The sequence below is a fragment of the Wenyingzhuangia sp. genome (assembly GCF_039768515.1).
Classification (GTDB): domain Bacteria; phylum Bacteroidota; class Bacteroidia; order Flavobacteriales; family Flavobacteriaceae; genus Wenyingzhuangia.
The window spans coordinates 1-17,745 of the sequence record NZ_JBDNAI010000023.1; the positions used below are offsets into that span (position 1 = coordinate 1).

15 protein-coding genes and 1 other RNA gene are annotated in these 17,745 nt (G+C 36.6%); 9 read left to right on the forward strand and 7 right to left on the reverse strand.

Features of this window, described 5'->3' with window-relative positions; genetic code table 11:
- Nucleotides 1–400, reverse strand: a transfer-messenger RNA (tmRNA) gene (ssrA, locus tag ABF281_RS01800).
- Between the two features lie 66 nt (nucleotides 401–466).
- Between ssrA and ABF281_RS01805 the strand changes: the two genes are divergently transcribed.
- Nucleotides 467–688 carry a DUF3820 family protein gene (locus ABF281_RS01805; RefSeq protein ID WP_347179992.1) on the forward strand — a complete coding sequence of 74 codons (222 nt, stop codon included), beginning with the start codon at nucleotides 467–469 and terminating at the stop codon, nucleotides 686–688.
- Between the two features lie 60 nt (nucleotides 689–748).
- Here the strand turns inward: ABF281_RS01805 and kdsA are convergent, their stop codons facing one another.
- Entirely contained in the window at nucleotides 749–1,567 is an 819-nt protein-coding gene (gene kdsA / locus ABF281_RS01810; protein WP_347180006.1) for a 3-deoxy-8-phosphooctulonate synthase, read from the reverse strand.
- A gap of 205 nt (nucleotides 1,568–1,772) precedes the next feature.
- Here kdsA and ABF281_RS01815 point away from each other — a divergent pair, with 205 nt between their 5' ends.
- The 5 genes from ABF281_RS01815 to obgE all read left to right on the forward strand — a co-directional run bounded on the left by ABF281_RS01815 (nucleotide 1,773) and on the right by obgE (nucleotide 8,643).
- Nucleotides 1,773–3,125, forward strand: a complete 1,353-nt coding sequence (locus tag ABF281_RS01815; RefSeq protein ID WP_347179993.1) for a Mur ligase family protein — start codon at nucleotides 1,773–1,775, stop codon at nucleotides 3,123–3,125.
- 155 nt (nucleotides 3,126–3,280) lie between these two features.
- The gene (gene secDF, locus ABF281_RS01820; protein WP_347179994.1) at nucleotides 3,281–6,247 is read left to right on the forward strand and encodes a protein translocase subunit SecDF; all 2,967 of its coding nucleotides are present in this window, start codon (nucleotides 3,281–3,283) and stop codon (nucleotides 6,245–6,247) included.
- Between the two features lie 68 nt (nucleotides 6,248–6,315).
- Complete coding sequence (gene hpt / locus ABF281_RS01825; protein WP_347179995.1) at nucleotides 6,316–6,849, forward strand: hypoxanthine phosphoribosyltransferase; 534 nt, start codon at nucleotides 6,316–6,318, stop codon at nucleotides 6,847–6,849.
- Between the two features lie 106 nt (nucleotides 6,850–6,955).
- Nucleotides 6,956–7,528 (forward strand): adenylate kinase, encoded by a 573-nt coding sequence (locus ABF281_RS01830; RefSeq protein WP_347179996.1) that lies wholly within the window; start codon nucleotides 6,956–6,958, stop codon nucleotides 7,526–7,528.
- A 116-nt stretch (nucleotides 7,529–7,644) separates the two neighbouring features.
- Complete coding sequence (obgE, locus tag ABF281_RS01835; RefSeq protein WP_347179997.1) at nucleotides 7,645–8,643, forward strand: GTPase ObgE; 999 nt, start codon at nucleotides 7,645–7,647, stop codon at nucleotides 8,641–8,643.
- Between the two features lie 37 nt (nucleotides 8,644–8,680).
- Here obgE and ABF281_RS01840 read toward each other — a convergent pair whose 3' ends face one another.
- Both ABF281_RS01840 and ABF281_RS01845 read right to left on the reverse strand, forming a co-directional pair.
- Entirely contained in the window at nucleotides 8,681–10,084 is a 1,404-nt protein-coding gene (locus ABF281_RS01840; protein WP_347179998.1) for a PAS domain-containing sensor histidine kinase, read from the reverse strand.
- A 1-nt stretch (nucleotide 10,085) separates the two neighbouring features.
- Entirely contained in the window at nucleotides 10,086–10,661 is a 576-nt protein-coding gene (locus tag ABF281_RS01845) for a DUF4202 domain-containing protein (RefSeq protein WP_347179999.1), read from the reverse strand.
- A 236-nt stretch (nucleotides 10,662–10,897) separates the two neighbouring features.
- On the opposite strand from ABF281_RS01845, the gene ABF281_RS01850 reads away from it, so the two are divergent.
- The 3 genes from ABF281_RS01850 to ABF281_RS01860 all read left to right on the forward strand — a co-directional run bounded on the left by ABF281_RS01850 (nucleotide 10,898) and on the right by ABF281_RS01860 (nucleotide 14,654).
- Complete coding sequence (locus ABF281_RS01850) at nucleotides 10,898–11,557, forward strand: response regulator transcription factor (protein WP_347180000.1); 660 nt, start codon at nucleotides 10,898–10,900, stop codon at nucleotides 11,555–11,557.
- A 52-nt stretch (nucleotides 11,558–11,609) separates the two neighbouring features.
- A complete protein-coding gene (locus ABF281_RS01855; RefSeq protein ID WP_347180001.1) occupies nucleotides 11,610–13,145 on the forward strand; it encodes a YifB family Mg chelatase-like AAA ATPase in 1,536 nt (511 codons plus the stop codon).
- A gap of 234 nt (nucleotides 13,146–13,379) precedes the next feature.
- Nucleotides 13,380–14,654: a VWA domain-containing protein gene (locus ABF281_RS01860; RefSeq protein ID WP_347180002.1), complete on the forward strand. Its 1,275-nt coding sequence runs from the start codon at nucleotides 13,380–13,382 to the stop codon at nucleotides 14,652–14,654.
- Between the two features lie 387 nt (nucleotides 14,655–15,041).
- Here ABF281_RS01860 and ABF281_RS01865 read toward each other — a convergent pair whose 3' ends face one another.
- From ABF281_RS01865 to ABF281_RS01875, 3 genes are all read right to left on the reverse strand, one after another.
- Entirely contained in the window at nucleotides 15,042–15,209 is a 168-nt protein-coding gene (locus ABF281_RS01865) for a hypothetical protein (protein ID WP_347180003.1), read from the reverse strand.
- A 4-nt stretch (nucleotides 15,210–15,213) separates the two neighbouring features.
- Nucleotides 15,214–16,599 carry a hypothetical protein gene (locus tag ABF281_RS01870; RefSeq protein ID WP_347180004.1) on the reverse strand — a complete coding sequence of 462 codons (1,386 nt, stop codon included), beginning with the start codon at nucleotides 16,597–16,599 and terminating at the stop codon, nucleotides 15,214–15,216.
- A 192-nt stretch (nucleotides 16,600–16,791) separates the two neighbouring features.
- A partial coding sequence (locus ABF281_RS01875) for a carbohydrate kinase (protein ID WP_347180005.1) occupies nucleotides 16,792–17,745 on the reverse strand: 954 nt, incomplete at its 5' end.

The following is a 17,745-nucleotide window of genomic DNA, read 5'->3' on the forward strand; positions in this document are numbered from 1 at the left end:
AAGTGGAGACGCCGAGAATCGAACTCGGGTCCAAACGAGCAATTGCGTAGCTTTCTACATGCTTAGTTTTTATCGTATTGTCGGCAGTGGGCCGGCTAAAAACGACCTACCCAAAGCTTAACTTATTGAGTTTCGGAAACACAGCTAAGTAATGCGTTTCCTATGTAGACTTTTACGACATCTCTAAATTGCACGCGGTCTATCAGCGCTGGCAGGAGATGCATAGCTTGCTCACCTTGTGAGCCTAGGCCTTATCGTACTATTAATTCGGATAATTAGGCAGCCATGGCGAAAGATTCTTCACCGTTTATTTGTTTAGAACCTCGATTTACGAGAAAGAGTTCCATCTCTCGGCATGCTTACTAGTTAACTGACCTCGCTGTCAAAACCAGTCGTCCCCATATTGTCAAAGAAGTTTGCAAATGTATATATTTATACCCTCATAACCCATCGCAATATACAAATAATGAAAAATTTGTTCGACCAAGATTATTTAATCAAACTCGCCAACACTAAAATGCCATTTGGAAAATACAAAGGTTATGATTTGATTAACCTACCCGAACATTACATCGTTTGGTATAAAACCAAAGGTTTCCCCCCAGGAACACTAGGCAAAATGATGTCTGAGGTCTATGAGTTAAAACTAAATGGCTTAGAAGATTTGATTCTAAAACTCAAAAAATAGAAGAAGGGGGTAGACAAAACCCAGTCCTCTTAAACTGAATTTCATGATTAAAACTCCTTTTTACAGAGTGTTAATGACTTTCCTAATGGCTGTCAAATCTGTCAATAGCTTTTCTAAATATTGAAGATCTAACATATTCGCACCGTCAGATTTTGCCGCAGCAGGATCAAAATGAGTTTCTATAAACAAACCATCAACGCCAGTTGCAATTCCAGCTCTAGCAATGGTGCCAATCATGTCTGGTCTTCCTCCAGTAACTCCACTTGTTTGATTGGGTTGCTGCAAAGAGTGAGTCACGTCTAAGACCGTTGGCGCAAATTGCCTCATTTCTGGAATTCCTCTAAAATCAACCACCATATCTTGATAGCCAAACATCGTCCCCCTATCTGTAACCCAGGCTTTATCTGAACCTGTATCTTTTACTTTTTGAACAGCATGTTGCATGGCTCCTGGACTCATAAATTGCCCTTTCTTTAAGTTGACAACTTTTCCAGTTCTAGCAGCTGCCACCACCAAATCTGTTTGACGAACCAAAAAGGCAGGAATCTGTAACACATCAACATATTCTGCTGCCATTGCAGCATCAGAAATTTCGTGAATATCTGTAACGGTAGGCACATCAAAAGTTTCGGAAACTTTACGCAAAATTTTCAAAGCTTTTTCATCTCCTATTCCGGTAAAACTATCAACCCTAGAGCGATTCGCTTTTTTAAAACTCCCCTTGAACACATAAGGAATGTTTAATTTGTCTGTTATACTAACTACTCGCTCTGCAATGCTCAAAGCCATATCTTCTCCCTCAATGGCACAAGGACCAGCCAATAAGAAAAAGTTGTCACTGTTTGCATGTTTTATTCTGGGGATTACATTTAAGTCCATGATCTCTAAATTTCTGTGTGACAAAGATAACTATTCTTAAAAGCGGTTTGCAATTATTTTTCATAGAGAATTTAAACCGCTACCCATCGTTATATTGATAATCGTAATGGATTTACATATTTAATCTCTAAAACCAAGGCATAGATGAACACCTTTTATTAAATTTACCCTGTAAATAGACCTACTCGTCTGAAACTACAAATCCATGAAAATACATTTCATAGCCATCGGAGGAAGCGCCATGCACAACCTAGCTATTGCACTCCACAACAAGGGATATCAAATTACAGGGAGTGATGACACCATCTTTGAACCCTCAAAATCGAGGCTAGCAAATAAAGACTTGCTTCCGCTAACTTTTGGATGGTATCCTGAAAAAATAACAACGAATCTAGATGCTGTTATTTTGGGAATGCATGCCAAACCAGACAATGTAGAACTTTTAAGAGCACAAGAATTAGGACTAAAAATTTATTCGTACCCTGAATTTTTATTCGAGCAATCCAAACAAAAAACAAGAGTAGTCATTGGAGGTTCTCACGGAAAAACAACCATCACTTCGATGATTCTACACGTGATGAACTATCTTGAAATCGAGGTTGATTATATGGTAGGTGCACAACTAGAAGGTTTTGACACCATGGTACATTTGACCGAAGAAAATGAATTCATAGTTTTAGAAGGAGATGAGTATTTATCTAGCCCAATAGACAGGCGCCCTAAATTTCACCTGTACAAACCTAACATTGCCTTAATGAGTGGGATCGCATGGGACCATATCAATGTTTTTCCTACGTTTGAAAATTACTTGGAACAGTTTTCTATTTTCACAGACGCTATCACCCCGGGTGGAATTATGGTTTACAACCAAGAAGATGAACACGTGAAAAACGTAGTTGAGAACTCTAAAAACACCATCAAGAAATACCCATACACCACTCCTAATTATACCATTGAAGAAGGGACAACGCTTTTAGATACTCCTGAGGGCGATTTACCGCTTGAGTTTTTTGGAAAACACAACTTACAAAACTTAGCAGGAGCCAAATGGATTTGCCTACATATGGGGGTTGGAGAAGAAGAATTTTACGAAGCCATTGAAAGTTTCAAAGGAGCCAACAAGCGACTAGAAAAAATAGCTGAGAACAAAGAGGCCGTTGTTTTTAAAGATTTTGCGCATTCTCCAAGCAAGGTAGCGGCAACAACGAAAGCGGTTAAGCATCAATATCAGAACAGACACCTATTGGCTTGTCTTGAACTACATACATATAGCAGTTTAAATGCAGCGTTTTTAAAAGAGTATAAGGGTGCGCTAAACGCAGCAGATACAGCTGTGGTTTTTTATGCTCCAGAGGCTGTTGCCATCAAGCAATTGGACAATATTTCTGAACAACAAATCAAGAACGCTTTTGAAAGAGACGACCTGATTATTTATACAAATCCCGAGGACTTCAAAAACTTCTTGTTCCAACGAAATATGGAAAATAGTGCGACTGTATTGATGAGTTCAGGGAATTACGGAGGGCTAAATTTTGATGAAGTAAAGCACTTACTTTAGGCAGACAAACTAAGTGTTTACAGGGTTCTATAACCCCTCAATAGATTCATCATTATGAATATTTCAACAATTCATTGCTAAAATTAGACTTTATTAAGTTGAAATATTATATTTGCTGACTTACATAAAAATACCAAGAGAAAACATACATAAAAATGCAAAACAAAGGACTTATTAGATTATTCGCCATCCTTTTTGGACTGGCAAGCTTATACTCTTTATCTTTTACTTTTTTCGCGAACAAAGTAGAAAAAGAGGCACTGACATATGCAAAAGCAAACGCAGAAGAAAACGACGGAAGAGAAATTGCCAAACAAGAAAAGAAATATCTTGATTCTGTTGCCAATATTCCTGGTGTATTAGGGTTTGGAGATTACACCTACAATGACATTAAGGACAAAGAAATCAACTTAGGTCTAGATTTAAAAGGTGGAATTAACGCAACGCTACAAGTTTCTGTAAAAGACATCTTAATTGGATTGTCTAATGACTCCAAAAACCCTGTCTTCAACAAAGCACTAGACGCAGCTTCAATTGCTCAAAAAAACTCTTCAAATAGCTACTTTGATTTGTTTTATCAAGAATTTGAAAAAATTGCTGGAGAAACCAAACTAAGTGATCCTTCTATTTTTGGAACTAAAAATTTACGTGAAAAAATAACGTTCAATACATCTAATAGTGAAGCTAAAGATATCATCGCTGGAGAAATCGATGCCTCTATCTCTACTGCTTTTCAAGTATTACGTTCTCGTATTGATAAATTCGGGGTTACACAACCCAACATTCAAAGAATTGGTACTTCTGGAAGAATCCTCATAGAATTACCAGGAGCTAAAGATGTGGAGCGTGTTAAAAAATTATTACAATCTACAGCAGAATTACAGTTCTGGGAAGTATACACAGGTCAAGAATTGGTTCAATTCTTAATCGCTGCCAATCAAAAAGTAACTGAAATGATCGCAGCTGAAACTCCAAAAGAGAAAGTAGAAGTTGCAAAGGAAGAAAAAACATCAGAAGACTCAATTGATGATTTATTAGGAGCTGTTGAAACAGAAACTGATTCTATTTCAAATCTAAAATCTAGTTTATTTAGCTATTTACAGCCTACTGGTCAAGTCTCTTCTGTTATTGGATATGCCGCAGTGAAAGATACTGCCAAAGTAAACGAATACTTAAACAACAAAGACGTTAGAGCTTTACTTACAGGAGATTACAAGTACGCTAAGTTTTTATGGGATGCCAAATCTACTAACGATGTACTACCATTATACGCAATCAAATCTAACAGAAATGATCAAGCGCCTATAGAGGGAGATGTCATCTCTGATGCAAGCCAACAGTTTGATCAACTAGGAGCAAATCCTGAGGTAAGCATGACGATGAACGGAAATGGTTCCAAACTATGGGCAAAAATGACAGGCGCAAATGTTGGTAAATTTGTAGCTGTTGTTTTAGACAACTATGTTTACACGGCGCCTAGAGTAAACGATGCCATCACTGGAGGAAGAACTTCTATCTCAGGTAACTTTACTATCGAAGAAGCTACCGATTTGGCAAATGTTTTAAAAGCAGGTAAACTACCAGCTGCCGCTCACATTATTCAATCCGAAATTGTTGGACCTTCTCTAGGTCAAGAGGCAATCAATGCTTCCTTAATTTCCTTCGCTATTGCTATTATCCTTGTGTTGGCTTGGATGATTTTATACTACGGAAAAGCAGGATGGTATGCTGATATTGCTTTATTGGTAAACATCATCTTTATTTTTGGAGTGCTTACATCATTTGGAGCCGTACTGACATTGCCTGGGATTGCTGGTATTATTTTAACCATTGGAATGTCTGTTGATGCAAACGTTATTATCTTCGAAAGCATCAAGGAAAATCTTAGAAGCGGTAAAGGAATCAATGGTGCTATTGATAGAGGATTTAGTATCAAAGGGGCTTTGTCTGCTATTTTAGACGCAAACGTAACCACACTTTTAACAGGTGGTATTTTGTACGTTTTCGGAACAGGACCTATCCAAGGATTTGCATTTACTTTAATTGTTGGTATTTTAACTTCTTTGTTCTCTGCCATATTTATCACCAGATTGCTTTTGGATGCAGCTACGGCAAAAGGAAAAACTCTGGCATTCAACACTGGAACAACAAAAAACTGGTTTACAGGTATTGATATTGAATTCTTACAAAAACGAAAAAAAGCATATCTAGTTTCAGCCCTTATTATCCTTACAGGTATCGGTTCTCTATTTACCAATGGACTAAATTATGGCGTTGACTTTGTTGGAGGAAGAACCTACACTGTTCGCTTTGATCAAAGCATAAAGCCTATTGAAGCTACTGAATCACTGAAAGCATTTTTTGGATCTGCTCCCGAAGTGAAAACATACGGAAACAGCAACCAATTAAAAATCACAACCAAATATCTAATCGATCAAGAAGGTGCTGCTACAGATGGACAAGTAGAAACCGCATTGTTTAACGGTTTGAAACAATTCTTCCCAGAAGGAACAACTATTGAAAAGTTTAAGGGTGGATTTATTGGTCAAGACACTGGAATATTATCTTCTGCGAAAGTTGAACCAACCATTGCTGATGACATCAAAGAAGCTGCAGGATGGGCTATATTTGGTTCTCTTCTTGGGGTCTTCTTGTATATTTTACTAAGATTTAAGAAGTGGGAATACTCACTAGGTGCTGTAGTTGCTGTTTTCCATGATGTACTCGTTGTACTCTCTGTATTCTCTATTACCTATAGATTAATGCCATTTGACATGGAAATAGATCAAGCGTTTATTGCTGCGATCTTAACCGTCGTAGGTTATTCTTTAAATGATACTGTGGTTATTTTTGATAGAATCCGTGAATATTCTAACGAGCACAAGAAATGGTCATTCTTAGCTGTAGTAAACAAAGGATTAAGTTCTACTTTAGGACGTACCATCAACACTTCTATTACTACTCTAGTAGTATTGATTGCTATTTTCCTATTTGGTGGAGACAGCATTAAAGGATTTATGTTTGCCTTAATTATTGGTGTAATTGTAGGTACTTATTCTTCATTGTTTATCGCATCACCGATCATGTATGACACTGTAAATAAAAAATCTAGCAAACAATAAACTGCTTATTTTTATAACAAAAAAACCGTTCTATCTTTAGAACGGTTTTTTTGTAAATATCCATATAAATGTTACAAATCAAGAATAAATTTTTTGAGCCCTACATAACAAAAGAGGAGCTTAGCAAAGCCGTAGAAAAAATGGCAAAGGACATCAGGACTGATCACAAAGATGAGACCCCATTGTTTCTCGGAATCTTGAACGGTGCGTTTGTGTTTTGCAGTGATCTAGTAAGAGCATACGATCAGCCTTGTGAAATTAGTTTTATCAAACTAGCCTCTTATGAACAAACACAATCTACAGGGATCGTTAATGAAATCATTGGATTAAATGAAGATTTGACCCACAAAACAGTGGTGGTGATAGAAGATATCATAGACACAGGAAACACCCTAGAAAAAATTATTGAACTCCTGAAACAAAATGGAGCGAAAAAAATAAAAGTCGCTACTTTATTCTTGAAACCTACTGTTTACAACAAAAAAATCAATATTGATTACATTGGTATAGAAATTCCAAACACATTCATTTTAGGGTATGGAATGGATTACGACGGCATGGGGAGAGGTCTTCCTGAAGTTTATGCGCTAAAAGAGTCGTAGAAGTTTCATGACACTTTTTCGGAAGAATTAAACGGATATATGTACCTTTGCATACTTGATAAAGTAATTACTATTTTCTGGCATACAGGAATTTAAACAGATTTAGATGAAAAACATTGTTTTATTTGGCCCTCCGGGAGCAGGAAAAGGAACTCAAGCTGAGGTTCTAAAAGACAAATACAATCTGGTCCACATTTCAACAGGAGATGTGTTCCGATTTAACATGAAAAATGATACTGAATTAGGAATCCTCGCCAAATCTTACATAGAAAAAGGACAGTTGGTTCCGGACGAAGTAACCATTAACATGTTAGAGGCTGAAGTAGACAAAAATTCAGAAGCAAATGGATTCATTTTTGATGGATTTCCAAGGACTGGATCTCAGGCGGCAGCTCTAGACACTTTCTTAGCAAAGAAGGATGCAGGAATTAACGGTATGATTGCCTTAGAAGTTGATGAACAAGAATTAAAAAACCGATTAACTGAAAGAGCGAAAACAAGTGGGCGAGCAGATGACGCAGACCCAGTAGTGATTCAAAAAAGAATAGACACCTACAACACCGAAACTGCACCTGTAAAAGGATATTACGAGAAACAAGACAAATATTATGGAATTAATGGCGTTGGCTCTATTGAAGGGATTACCGCGTTAATTTCGACAGTGATTGATTCACTATAAACAGCTATTCATCAATAGCAGACTGCTATTAGCGTTTATGTATTAAACGCTAATAGCTTTTTCTTTAAATATTCATTGCTATCGACTGAGTTAGACAATAGATAACAGCTACAATTATGACTGACGGGAATTTTATAGATTATATTAAAATATACGCTGCCTCTGGAAAAGGAGGGCAGGGATCCATGCATCTACACCGAGAAAAATTTGTGGAAAAAGGGGGGCCTGACGGTGGAGACGGAGGTCGTGGTGGTCATGTAATTTTACGTGGAAACAAAGGAATGTGGACGCTGCATCATTTGCGCTTTTTAAAACATTCTAGAGCGGGTCATGGTGGTGCTGGTAGCTCTAGTAGAAGTACAGGAGCAGATGGTGAAGATAAGTATTTAGAAGTGCCTTTGGGGACGATTGTCCGTGATGCGGATACACAAGAAATTTTATTTGAAATCACAGAAGACAAACAAGAAGTCATTTTAGTTGAAGGAGGAAAAGGTGGACTTGGGAACTGGCATTTTAAGAGCGCGACAAATCAAACGCCGAGATACGCGCAACCAGGAATGCCCATTGTTGACGGATGGTTTCAAATAGAACTGAAAATATTAGCAGACGTAGGTCTGGTCGGTTTTCCAAATGCAGGTAAATCTACTTTACTTTCTGTGGTAAGTGCTGCCAAGCCAAAAATTGCAGATTATGCTTTTACCACCATCAAACCAAATGTAGGGATTGTAGACTACAGAGACTATCAAAGTTTTGTTATGGCTGACATCCCTGGAATTATTGAAGGAGCGAATGAAGGAAAAGGATTAGGTCATTACTTTTTAAGACATATTGAACGCAATTCTACCTTGTTATTTATGATTCCTGCAGATTCTGATGACATCAGGACTGATTATAAAATCCTATTGAATGAACTAAAATTGCACAATCCAGAATTGCTACACAAAGATAGAATCTTAGCCATTACAAAATCTGACATGCTCGATGAAGAACTGAAAGCAGAAATGGAAGAAGAACTACCTGAAGGAGTTAAAACTCTTTTTATCTCTTCTATCGCAAATACTGGAATTGTGGCATTAAAAGACGAATTGTGGAAAATGTTAAATAAAGAAATTTAGCACTTCTGATAAGTCTATTCAAAAGCAAATAACACTACTAAATGGGTACCACAATATGTACGGTAGTCCCTTGACCTTTTTCCGATGAAATTCTTAGCTCGCCATCAATGTAGCCGACTCTTTCTTTCATAAAAATCAATCCGTTCCCTGTACCCTCGTAGCTGTTTTTCTCGGTAGGATCAAAACCAATTCCGTCGTCTTTTACTTTAATTTTTAAGTAAGAATCGGTATGATCTAAAGTAATCAAAATGTATTTGGACTTTGAGTATTTTAAAGCATTGTTAATCGCCTCTTGAACCACACGATAAATATTCACTTCCACATTATTCTGCAGGCGCATATTGAATTCAGAAATGTTTTCATACAAAACTTTCTGCCCAGTATAATCCCCAACCATATTACTCATTTTTCTTATGGCAGAAGCCACGCCATGATCCGTCAGTTCTGGTGGCGCCAAACTGAAGGTTACTGACCTTACGTCTTTTATCAATTGACCAAAAACTTCTTTTAACGCATGCAAACTGTCCTCTGCTTTCTCTTGATTAGAAAAATCTATTCCATCTATACTAAACCTTAGGGCGGTTAACATTTGTCCAATACCATCGTGAATGTCTTGTGCAATTCTTTTGCGCTCGTCTTCCTGGGCAGTCATGATTTGTTGAGACAAGTCTTTTTGAGATTGGACCTCTGCTTCAAACTTATCCCTATTCACACGCTGCATTTCCATACCCGCATTCTTTCGCTTGGTGATGTCATGACAAACAATCAATCTACGCCTGGAGTTTTTTAGATTATCCATATTGATTATAGAAATTTCCATCCAAAAAACTTCCCCTGCCTGATTGATCAATCGCAACTCTTTATTGACGAGTTCTTCTGAGGCTGTACTGATTATCTTTTTAATTTTATACTGTTGACTGTGATGATCCGTAAGAACTTCTTCAAACTTTCTAAAGGTCAAATCTTCTTCGTGCCCAAGATACTCTTCAAACTTTTTACTGATATAAGCAATTCTATTTTCATCAGTAATGGTGGCATATAAAACAGCGTTATTCACTGCAAAATTTAACTCCCTATACCTCAAAAGGGTGTTCTCTCTTGATGATAGAGGTCTGTTGCTTACATCTATATTGTTCTTTATCGCCAATAAATCCGTAATCAAATCTAAATAACTGATATAGGTGGGTCTTATCAATTTGAACAAAATCCAACCCAGATAAACCAATATAAATAAAAACAATAACCCAAGAGTGGTTTTTAAATGACTAATATCTTCTTTGGTCATTCGAACGTTATCAGTCTCTGACAGTTGATTTTGCAAAATATAGCTCATGACAATGACCACGACAAAAAGCAAAAAAAATGCACCCGATATTTGAGAACGTCTTCGCTGTAAGGTGGATCGCTCTCTGTCTGACAAATATGTATCTAGTAATCCCAATTTACGCTAAAGCTTTTTGAACCATGGCCAACCCTATTTCAGAAAAAGACAATGCTAAAGCAGCATCATGCCCTTTTTCTGACATTTTAACCCAAGTTTTTTGAACAATATCTATGATTTTATCTTCCTTATGTTTTCCTATGAAATTATCGAAATAGAATTCTAAAAAAACCAAGCAAATAACATCTTCTATGGCTTGAGTGAGCTCATTCTTTTTTAACTGTTTTTTCAACAACATCATTTGAACTTCATCAATAAGATCTTGATTATAGCCGACAGAACTTAGAATCTCAGAGGCTTTTTTTGCATGTAACTTTTTTAAATCATTCCTCCAAGTCAGATACCCTACTCTATCCATTGGATATGCATTTCTTGGAATTTCCCACCTACAAATGTGCTGGCATCTGGCTGCTAATCTCAAAGATTCAGGCGCATTTGGTAAAAACACCTCTAATCGCTCAGACATACGAACACCATAAATATATTCTTTTGGATAGGCTACCCCATTGTACTCTTCTATATTCGGATCTTTTTTATTGGCTTGATCTATAAGAGTGATGGCTTGATTGAACTTCATATACTGTTCTTGTTTTTTGTAAAATTAGTCATATTTACGCTAACTAAAAATAGGATCAAATAAAATCCTCTAAAACAGCAAATGACAAATTATAACCCACCTCAATCAAGATTCTAAACAGGTCAAGTGAAAACCAAAAACATTTAATAGGAAACCGTTTAAAAAAACATTAAGACTTTGATTATAATTGAGTATTTTCTTTTAATTTTATAGCTAAAATTAAGTCCTATTCCCAAATGAGTCAAATTAATATTTTATTGGTAGATGACCATTTACTTGTTAGAAACGGTTTAAAATCTCTTTTAGAAAGCGAATCAAATTTTACCGTTGTTGGTGAGGGTACCAATGGACAAGAAGGGATTGATTTGACCCTAAAGTTAAATCCAGATATCTTAATTATTGACGTTCGAATGCCTTTGATGAACGGAATTGATGCAGTTGCTAAACTTCGTGAATTAGGAACAAACACCAAATGCATCATCCTTTCCATGCACGATTCTGAAGAGTATATCTTAAAAGCAATTGCTGCCGGTGCTAGTGGTTATTTGTTAAAAGACACGAACAAAGAAGAGTTTGTAAAAGCGATTACAAACGTGAACAGCGGTGGTAAATATTTTAGTGGTGACACCACAAATGCCATTGTAAATAGTTTGATCAGTGGCACTGTATCAACAAAATCAACGCCTTTTAACCCCGGAGAGCATTCTAAACTAACAAGAAAGGAGATTGAAATTCTTGAATTCATCCTCAATGGCTTTACCAATATAGAAATTGCCGATAAATTAGGAAAGAGCAAACGCACCATAGAAACGCATCGTTTTAATCTGATGAAGAAGCTTGACGTAAAAAATTTAGTGGAACTTTCTAAGAAAGCACAAGAATTAGGTTTCCTATAAAACTTTTAAAAATTTATTTTTTTAACTTGTAGTATAGAAAAAGAAATTTGCTATGCTAGAAAAAGTTTTTGCTGCCTCATTTTTAGGGGTAGATGCTACCATTATTACGATAGAAGTGAATATTGACAGTGGAATTGGCTACCATTTGGTTGGCCTGCCAGACAATGCTGTTAAAGAAAGTAACTTTAGAATTCATGCGGCCTTAAAAAACAATCAACTTCACTTCCCGGGTAAAAAAATCACCATCAATATGGCTCCCGCAGATATGCGAAAAGAAGGTACCGCCTATGATCTCTCGCTGGCTATCGGAATTCTAGCGGCTTCTAAACAAATTGACAGCAGCAAACTAAAAGAATTTATGATCATGGGTGAACTTTCTTTAGACGGAAGTTTACAAGCAATAAAAGGAGTCTTACCTATAGCTATTGAAGCCAAAAAACAGGGTTTTAAAGGGATTATACTACCCTTAAACAATGCCAAAGAAGCCGCTTTGATAGACGATTTTGAAGTTTATGGATTGAAAGACTTAAGCGAAGTGATTGATTTTTTAAACCATCATAAAGATTTTACCCCTCTAGTATTTGATACCCAAAAATACTTAAGTGAAATTGAAAATAAATTTTCTTTTGACTTTATGGATGTTAAAGGGCAAGAATCTGTGAAACGTGCACTTGAAATTGCTGCTTCGGGGGGACACAATATTTTACTAATTGGACCTCCTGGCTCCGGAAAAACTATGCTAGCTAAAAGACTACCAAGTATTCTTCCCTCTATGTCTTTACACGAAGCTATTGAAACCACAAAAATTCATTCTGTAGCAGGAAATACCAAAAACAAAGAAGGGTTGATTTTAGAACGCCCTTTTAGAGCTCCACACCATACTGTTTCTGATGTGGCATTGGTAGGCGGAGGTCAATATCCGCAACCTGGTGAAATATCATTGGCTCATAATGGTGTGCTGTTCTTGGATGAATTACCAGAGTTCAAAAGAAGTGTACTAGAAGTGATGAGACAACCACTTGAGGATAGAGAAGTAACTATTTCTAGGGCAAAATTTACGATTACTTACCCCAGTAGTTTTATGCTAATCGCTAGTATGAACCCGTCTCCTAGTGGAGATTTCATCAATAATGATAACAAAATCCAATCCTCCTCCTTAGAAGTTAAAAAATACCTTAATAAAGTATCAGACCCCCTATTAGATCGTATTGATTTACATATTGAAGTAAATCCTGTTCCATTTGAGAAGCTAAGCAATGATATCCCTGCTGAAAAGAGCAAAGTGATTAAGAAAAGAGTACAACAAGCACGAAACATGCAAACGGAAAGATATGAACATCAAATGAATATTCACTACAACGCACAAATGGATGTCAAGCATATCAAAAAATATTGCAGATTAGATATAGATACCAAAAACTTACTCAAAAAGGCTATGGAGTCATTAAACCTTTCGGCTAGAGCTTACGATAGAATTTTAAAAGTTAGCAGAACTATTGCAGACCTAGACAATGCTGAACAAATCCAATCGCAGCACATAGCAGAAGCGATTCAGTACCGTAGTTTGGATCGAGAGCACTGGGTATAACATGATTGCTTGTAGTCACTAGCTAACATTAAGAGCACTTCATTATGCTGTACCATGATCACACTCTAAAGCTAGGATTATAAACAGTCCTTAAATCTTGTAAATTTTCGTAACTTGAACCTACAAAAAGATGGTTTGACTCTGTTTGAGTTTTCTATTCCGTCCAAACGTATGGAAATAATGAAACATAAAACCATTCCAAATAAAATCTAACTCTAATAAAAACCGTTTGTGATGAAGCACCATAAACCATTGATAAAAATAATTTTAGCAGGAGTGCTAATGCTTTTCGTGAGTTGCACGAAAGAAGAGGCGATACCGCGTGAAAAAGCACAGGGAAAAACAAGTTTATTTGAGCAAGTAAATGAGCCTGAACCTTCAGCCTCTAATAGTGGTTCAGAGGAAGGTGTCCATATGACTTTAGCTGAGGACTCAAGAGCCTCATCAGGAAGTACAAGTACAGGTTCTGGTGCTTCGGGTCATGGGGATTCAAAAGGACAATTCGAACCTGGAATTTTAACCGCTGGAGAATGGAATGATCTTGAGCACTGGGATTTCTGGAATGATTTATTGAAAAACCAAGAATATTTTGAAGATGTAAACAAATGGAATTTAAAAGAAATAAAAAGGTACAGCTTTATTGTTAAAGACCCCAAAGAATTGCCTGTTCCCAATGCTGAAATCATTCTTCTCTCTGGAGAAGAAGAAGTATGGAAAGTAAGAACAGACAACAAAGGGAAGGCTACCCTTTGGTCTGACTTGGGACTAAACAATCTCACAGCCATAGTCAAATACAAGGATACTGAAAAAGTAGTAGAAGCCCTAGCCTATGATTCTAGTATTAACAGTGTCGTTTTAGATCAAACCACCGATAACAAAAAAATAATTGACCTCTATTTTGCAGTAGATGCAACAGGTTCGATGAGCGATGAGATTGATTATTTAAAAGCGGAATTAAACAATGTCATTGAACAAATAAAAGAAAACAACCCCTCTCTAGAAATGCGTTTTGGGTCTGTATTCTACAGAGATGAAGGTGATGAATATGTTACCCGCTCTTTTGATTTTACTGACGACGAAACTCGTCTGATTTCGTTCATCTCAGAACAGTCGGCACAGGGTGGTGGTGATTTTCCAGAGGCAGTCCACACGGCATTGGATGTTGCCATAACGCAAAACTCATGGAACAACAATGCATCTGCCCGTATCTTGTTTTTGTTGTTAGATGCACCCCCACACTATACTCAAGAAGCTGTTTCATCGATGGAATTAAATTTAATTAAGGCAGCAGAAAAAGGGATAAAGATAATACCCATCACAGCATCAGGTGTTGATAAATCAACTGAATATTTAATGCGCTCCTTTGCAATACTTACCAACGGAACTTATGTTTTTATCACCGATGATAGTGGGGTAGGAAATGACCATTTGGAACCCACTATTGGTGAATTTTCTGTTGAAAAATTGAATGAGCTACTGGTTAGACTCATTGGTGAGTATGTGCTCTAGGGCACATTAGGCCTTTACAATTCTTTTCAAATACAAGAAGCACCTCTTCACCATTTCTTGACTGGTAGGAACCTAAAAAGTCAAGAAATAGAAGACACGACTATCATGTTATAAAACAGAATGAAGAACAAGGCTCATTCTAAGAGTTTTGTTGTTATTGAAGTGTGCTAACCGTAAAATTAAAGATTAAAGGTAACTATGAATTCATACAAAAGATAGGTTTAATGGTCTTGGGATAAAACAAAAGCACAACTAAGAGGGATAAGAACAATACAAGGTAAAGGCTAAGCAGTTGATAGACTTAAAAAAAAATCTAGCTACCTCTTATTATAATAAGGTGTAGCTAGATTCAATGTTTATTTGACAAAAGGGAAGACCCTATAGACATTACTCCTCCTTCATCCAAAAAGGGGTAACAGCAAACCACAGAATGGTTCCTATCAAAAGAAGAAGATTCATCGTTGAAGTTTCTATTGTCCCTAAGAAAGAAAATATACTGACCAATAAGATCAAAACACCTATTGATATCCCACTAATTAATTTTAGTATTTTCATGATTTTAAGATTTTTGAAGTTTCATAATAATTACATACAAAAGACTTGAAGCAATCCAAGCTGGTATTACCGCATAAGCAGGGAATAAGCCCTGTCCAAAGATGAAATATAATCCTAGAGCAACAGGAATTAACCAAGCCAGTAAGACCGCTACATTAAACCCAGTATTTTTTTCTTCTGCATAATCTTGTGTGAAGTTCATTTTTTTTGCCAGATAGTGATTTACAAAAATCACACCTCCCATTGGTCCTAAAATAGCACCATACAATCCTACAAAGTCTAATAATTTACCCGATAAAGAAGGAAAAATACCTGCTGCAGTTGCAATGATACCCGCTAAAATAACCCCTGAGTATGCTTTGGCATTAGCAGGAAAAAGACTCTGAAATGCAAGACCCGCTCTATAAATTGTAGGGTTAGCCGTTGTCCAGCCTGCTACAATAACACAGATAATACCCGTCCAGCCTACTGCACTCCATGCCAAAGCACCTGGATTTGCAGAAACATCGCCTGTTAATTTAATTTGTGCTGCTAACATAAATGAAGCACAAATCCATGCCATGTAATGACCTAGAAACATTCCTATAGAAGGGCCCCATCCCGCACGACTATCTTTTGCAAAGCGCATGATTGTTAAATCTGCCATTCCAAAATGCATCGCAGCATTACACAACCATGAAAAAACAACAATCTTCCAAAATCCGAAATCAACCTTACCATTAGCAGATTGAACAATACTTACACCTTTATCCCACTCTGCTAATAAACTATCCCAAGAATCAACCTGCATTTGCGAAAGTGCAGACAATCCACAAGCTGCAAACACTACAATCATCCAAGGTGCAGCAATATTAGCAAACTTAGAAACGGTATTGTAACCCGCAGCAGCAACAACCGTCATCACCAAACCTACAATTACAACAATCGTTGAAAAAGCAGGAGTACTCAATCCAAAAATATTTTCAGGAACAGAAAAACTAATGTCAAAAGGAATACCCACAGCACTAGCAGAAACCGTAATCATCGCCCCTGCCAAGAAACAAAAGAGCACACCATTTACAACATTGTAAACTTTCACCAAGTGTTTACCCGCTATTTTTTCTAATTGGTAATACAAGGTCAATTTGCTTGAAACGGCAATGGGTGCCACGATATAACGCCAGGTTAGTATAGCGAGAATGTTTCCAATAAGCAATCCAAAGATCAAATCTTTTAGACTGGCTCCTGCTGCTAAAAACAAAGGACCAATCATAAATTCAGTTCCTGCAGCATGCTCTCCAGCATACATTCCTAAAAAGGACTTCCAACCCTTTAATTTTGATCCGGGTACCGGTATTCTCTCAAACTCACTGCCTCCAGCAGACTCAATCTCTATTGATGTTTCACTCATATCTTTTTTTACTTTATCTTTAAAAATTAATTATCGTATCAATACGAAACCACAAAATATGGTTTTAGGGATGACCTACTATCCTGTACTATACCGATTTTACCAAAAGATTACACTATTGTTAAAATTAAAAAACTCAGCTTTAAGAAGCTGAGTTTTTTAATTTATTTTAGGAAAAAATTACGAGTACTATTAATTCACTATGGTAGGTACATGCTTTTTAAGCGCGTAATTTTTCTTTAAAAATTTTGAATTTAATTTGGTATCCGATATTGCAATAGCTGCTCCTAATGCTGAACCCAAAGAAGCCTTAGTAGTTCTTAATTTCATGTCTCTTATGTAGTGAGACAACAATTTTATATACAACTCATTGTCGGTAAAGCCACCATCTACATACAATCGCCCTATGTTTTGATCTGCAGAAATTCTTCTTATATTTTCAACTTGTAGCTGAGTCAATTCTATCATTAAGTGATGATATGCATGATCAAAGTTAGGGTAGGAGTAAGAAGTTTTGTCTGGCATTTTGTGATGCTCAAATGACTTCCACTTGAATGAATGTTTAAAATCAGCTATGATTTCACTGTAAACTTGATCATCAAATGCAACAGTCTTATGGTAGTCATCATCAACACCATATTTGTTTGTTAGTTCTTGAACTTGAAGTTTGTACTCATTCCCTAAGAACAACCTAGAAGACTTTACAGGTTTCCCGTTTATCCTCATGTAATTTAAACAATCGGAATTGACGTCTTCTAAAGTAAGTGGTTTGTTTGTAAATGGATTTAATGCAATACTCCAAGTACCTGTTGAAACAAGCACAAATGGTTTATTTACACTTCTGACATAAGGCAAAAGTGCAGACGAACTATCATGTATTCCCACCCCAATTTTGATTCTCTTACCATTGTAATTGATATTAAGACTGGTTTCTGTAGAAACAATAGGAGGTAAAATTTTGTTTATTTCTTCCTTGTATACCCAATCTTGATAATCTCTAGTTTCATAATTCCATAAAGAAGTATGACAACCTATACTGGTATATTCGCTCAAAGGCACTCCAGTAAACACATAGCTTAAGTACTGCGGCAAATGCAACGAATATTTTATCTTCTTAAAGATTTCAGGTTTGTAATGCTTTAACCA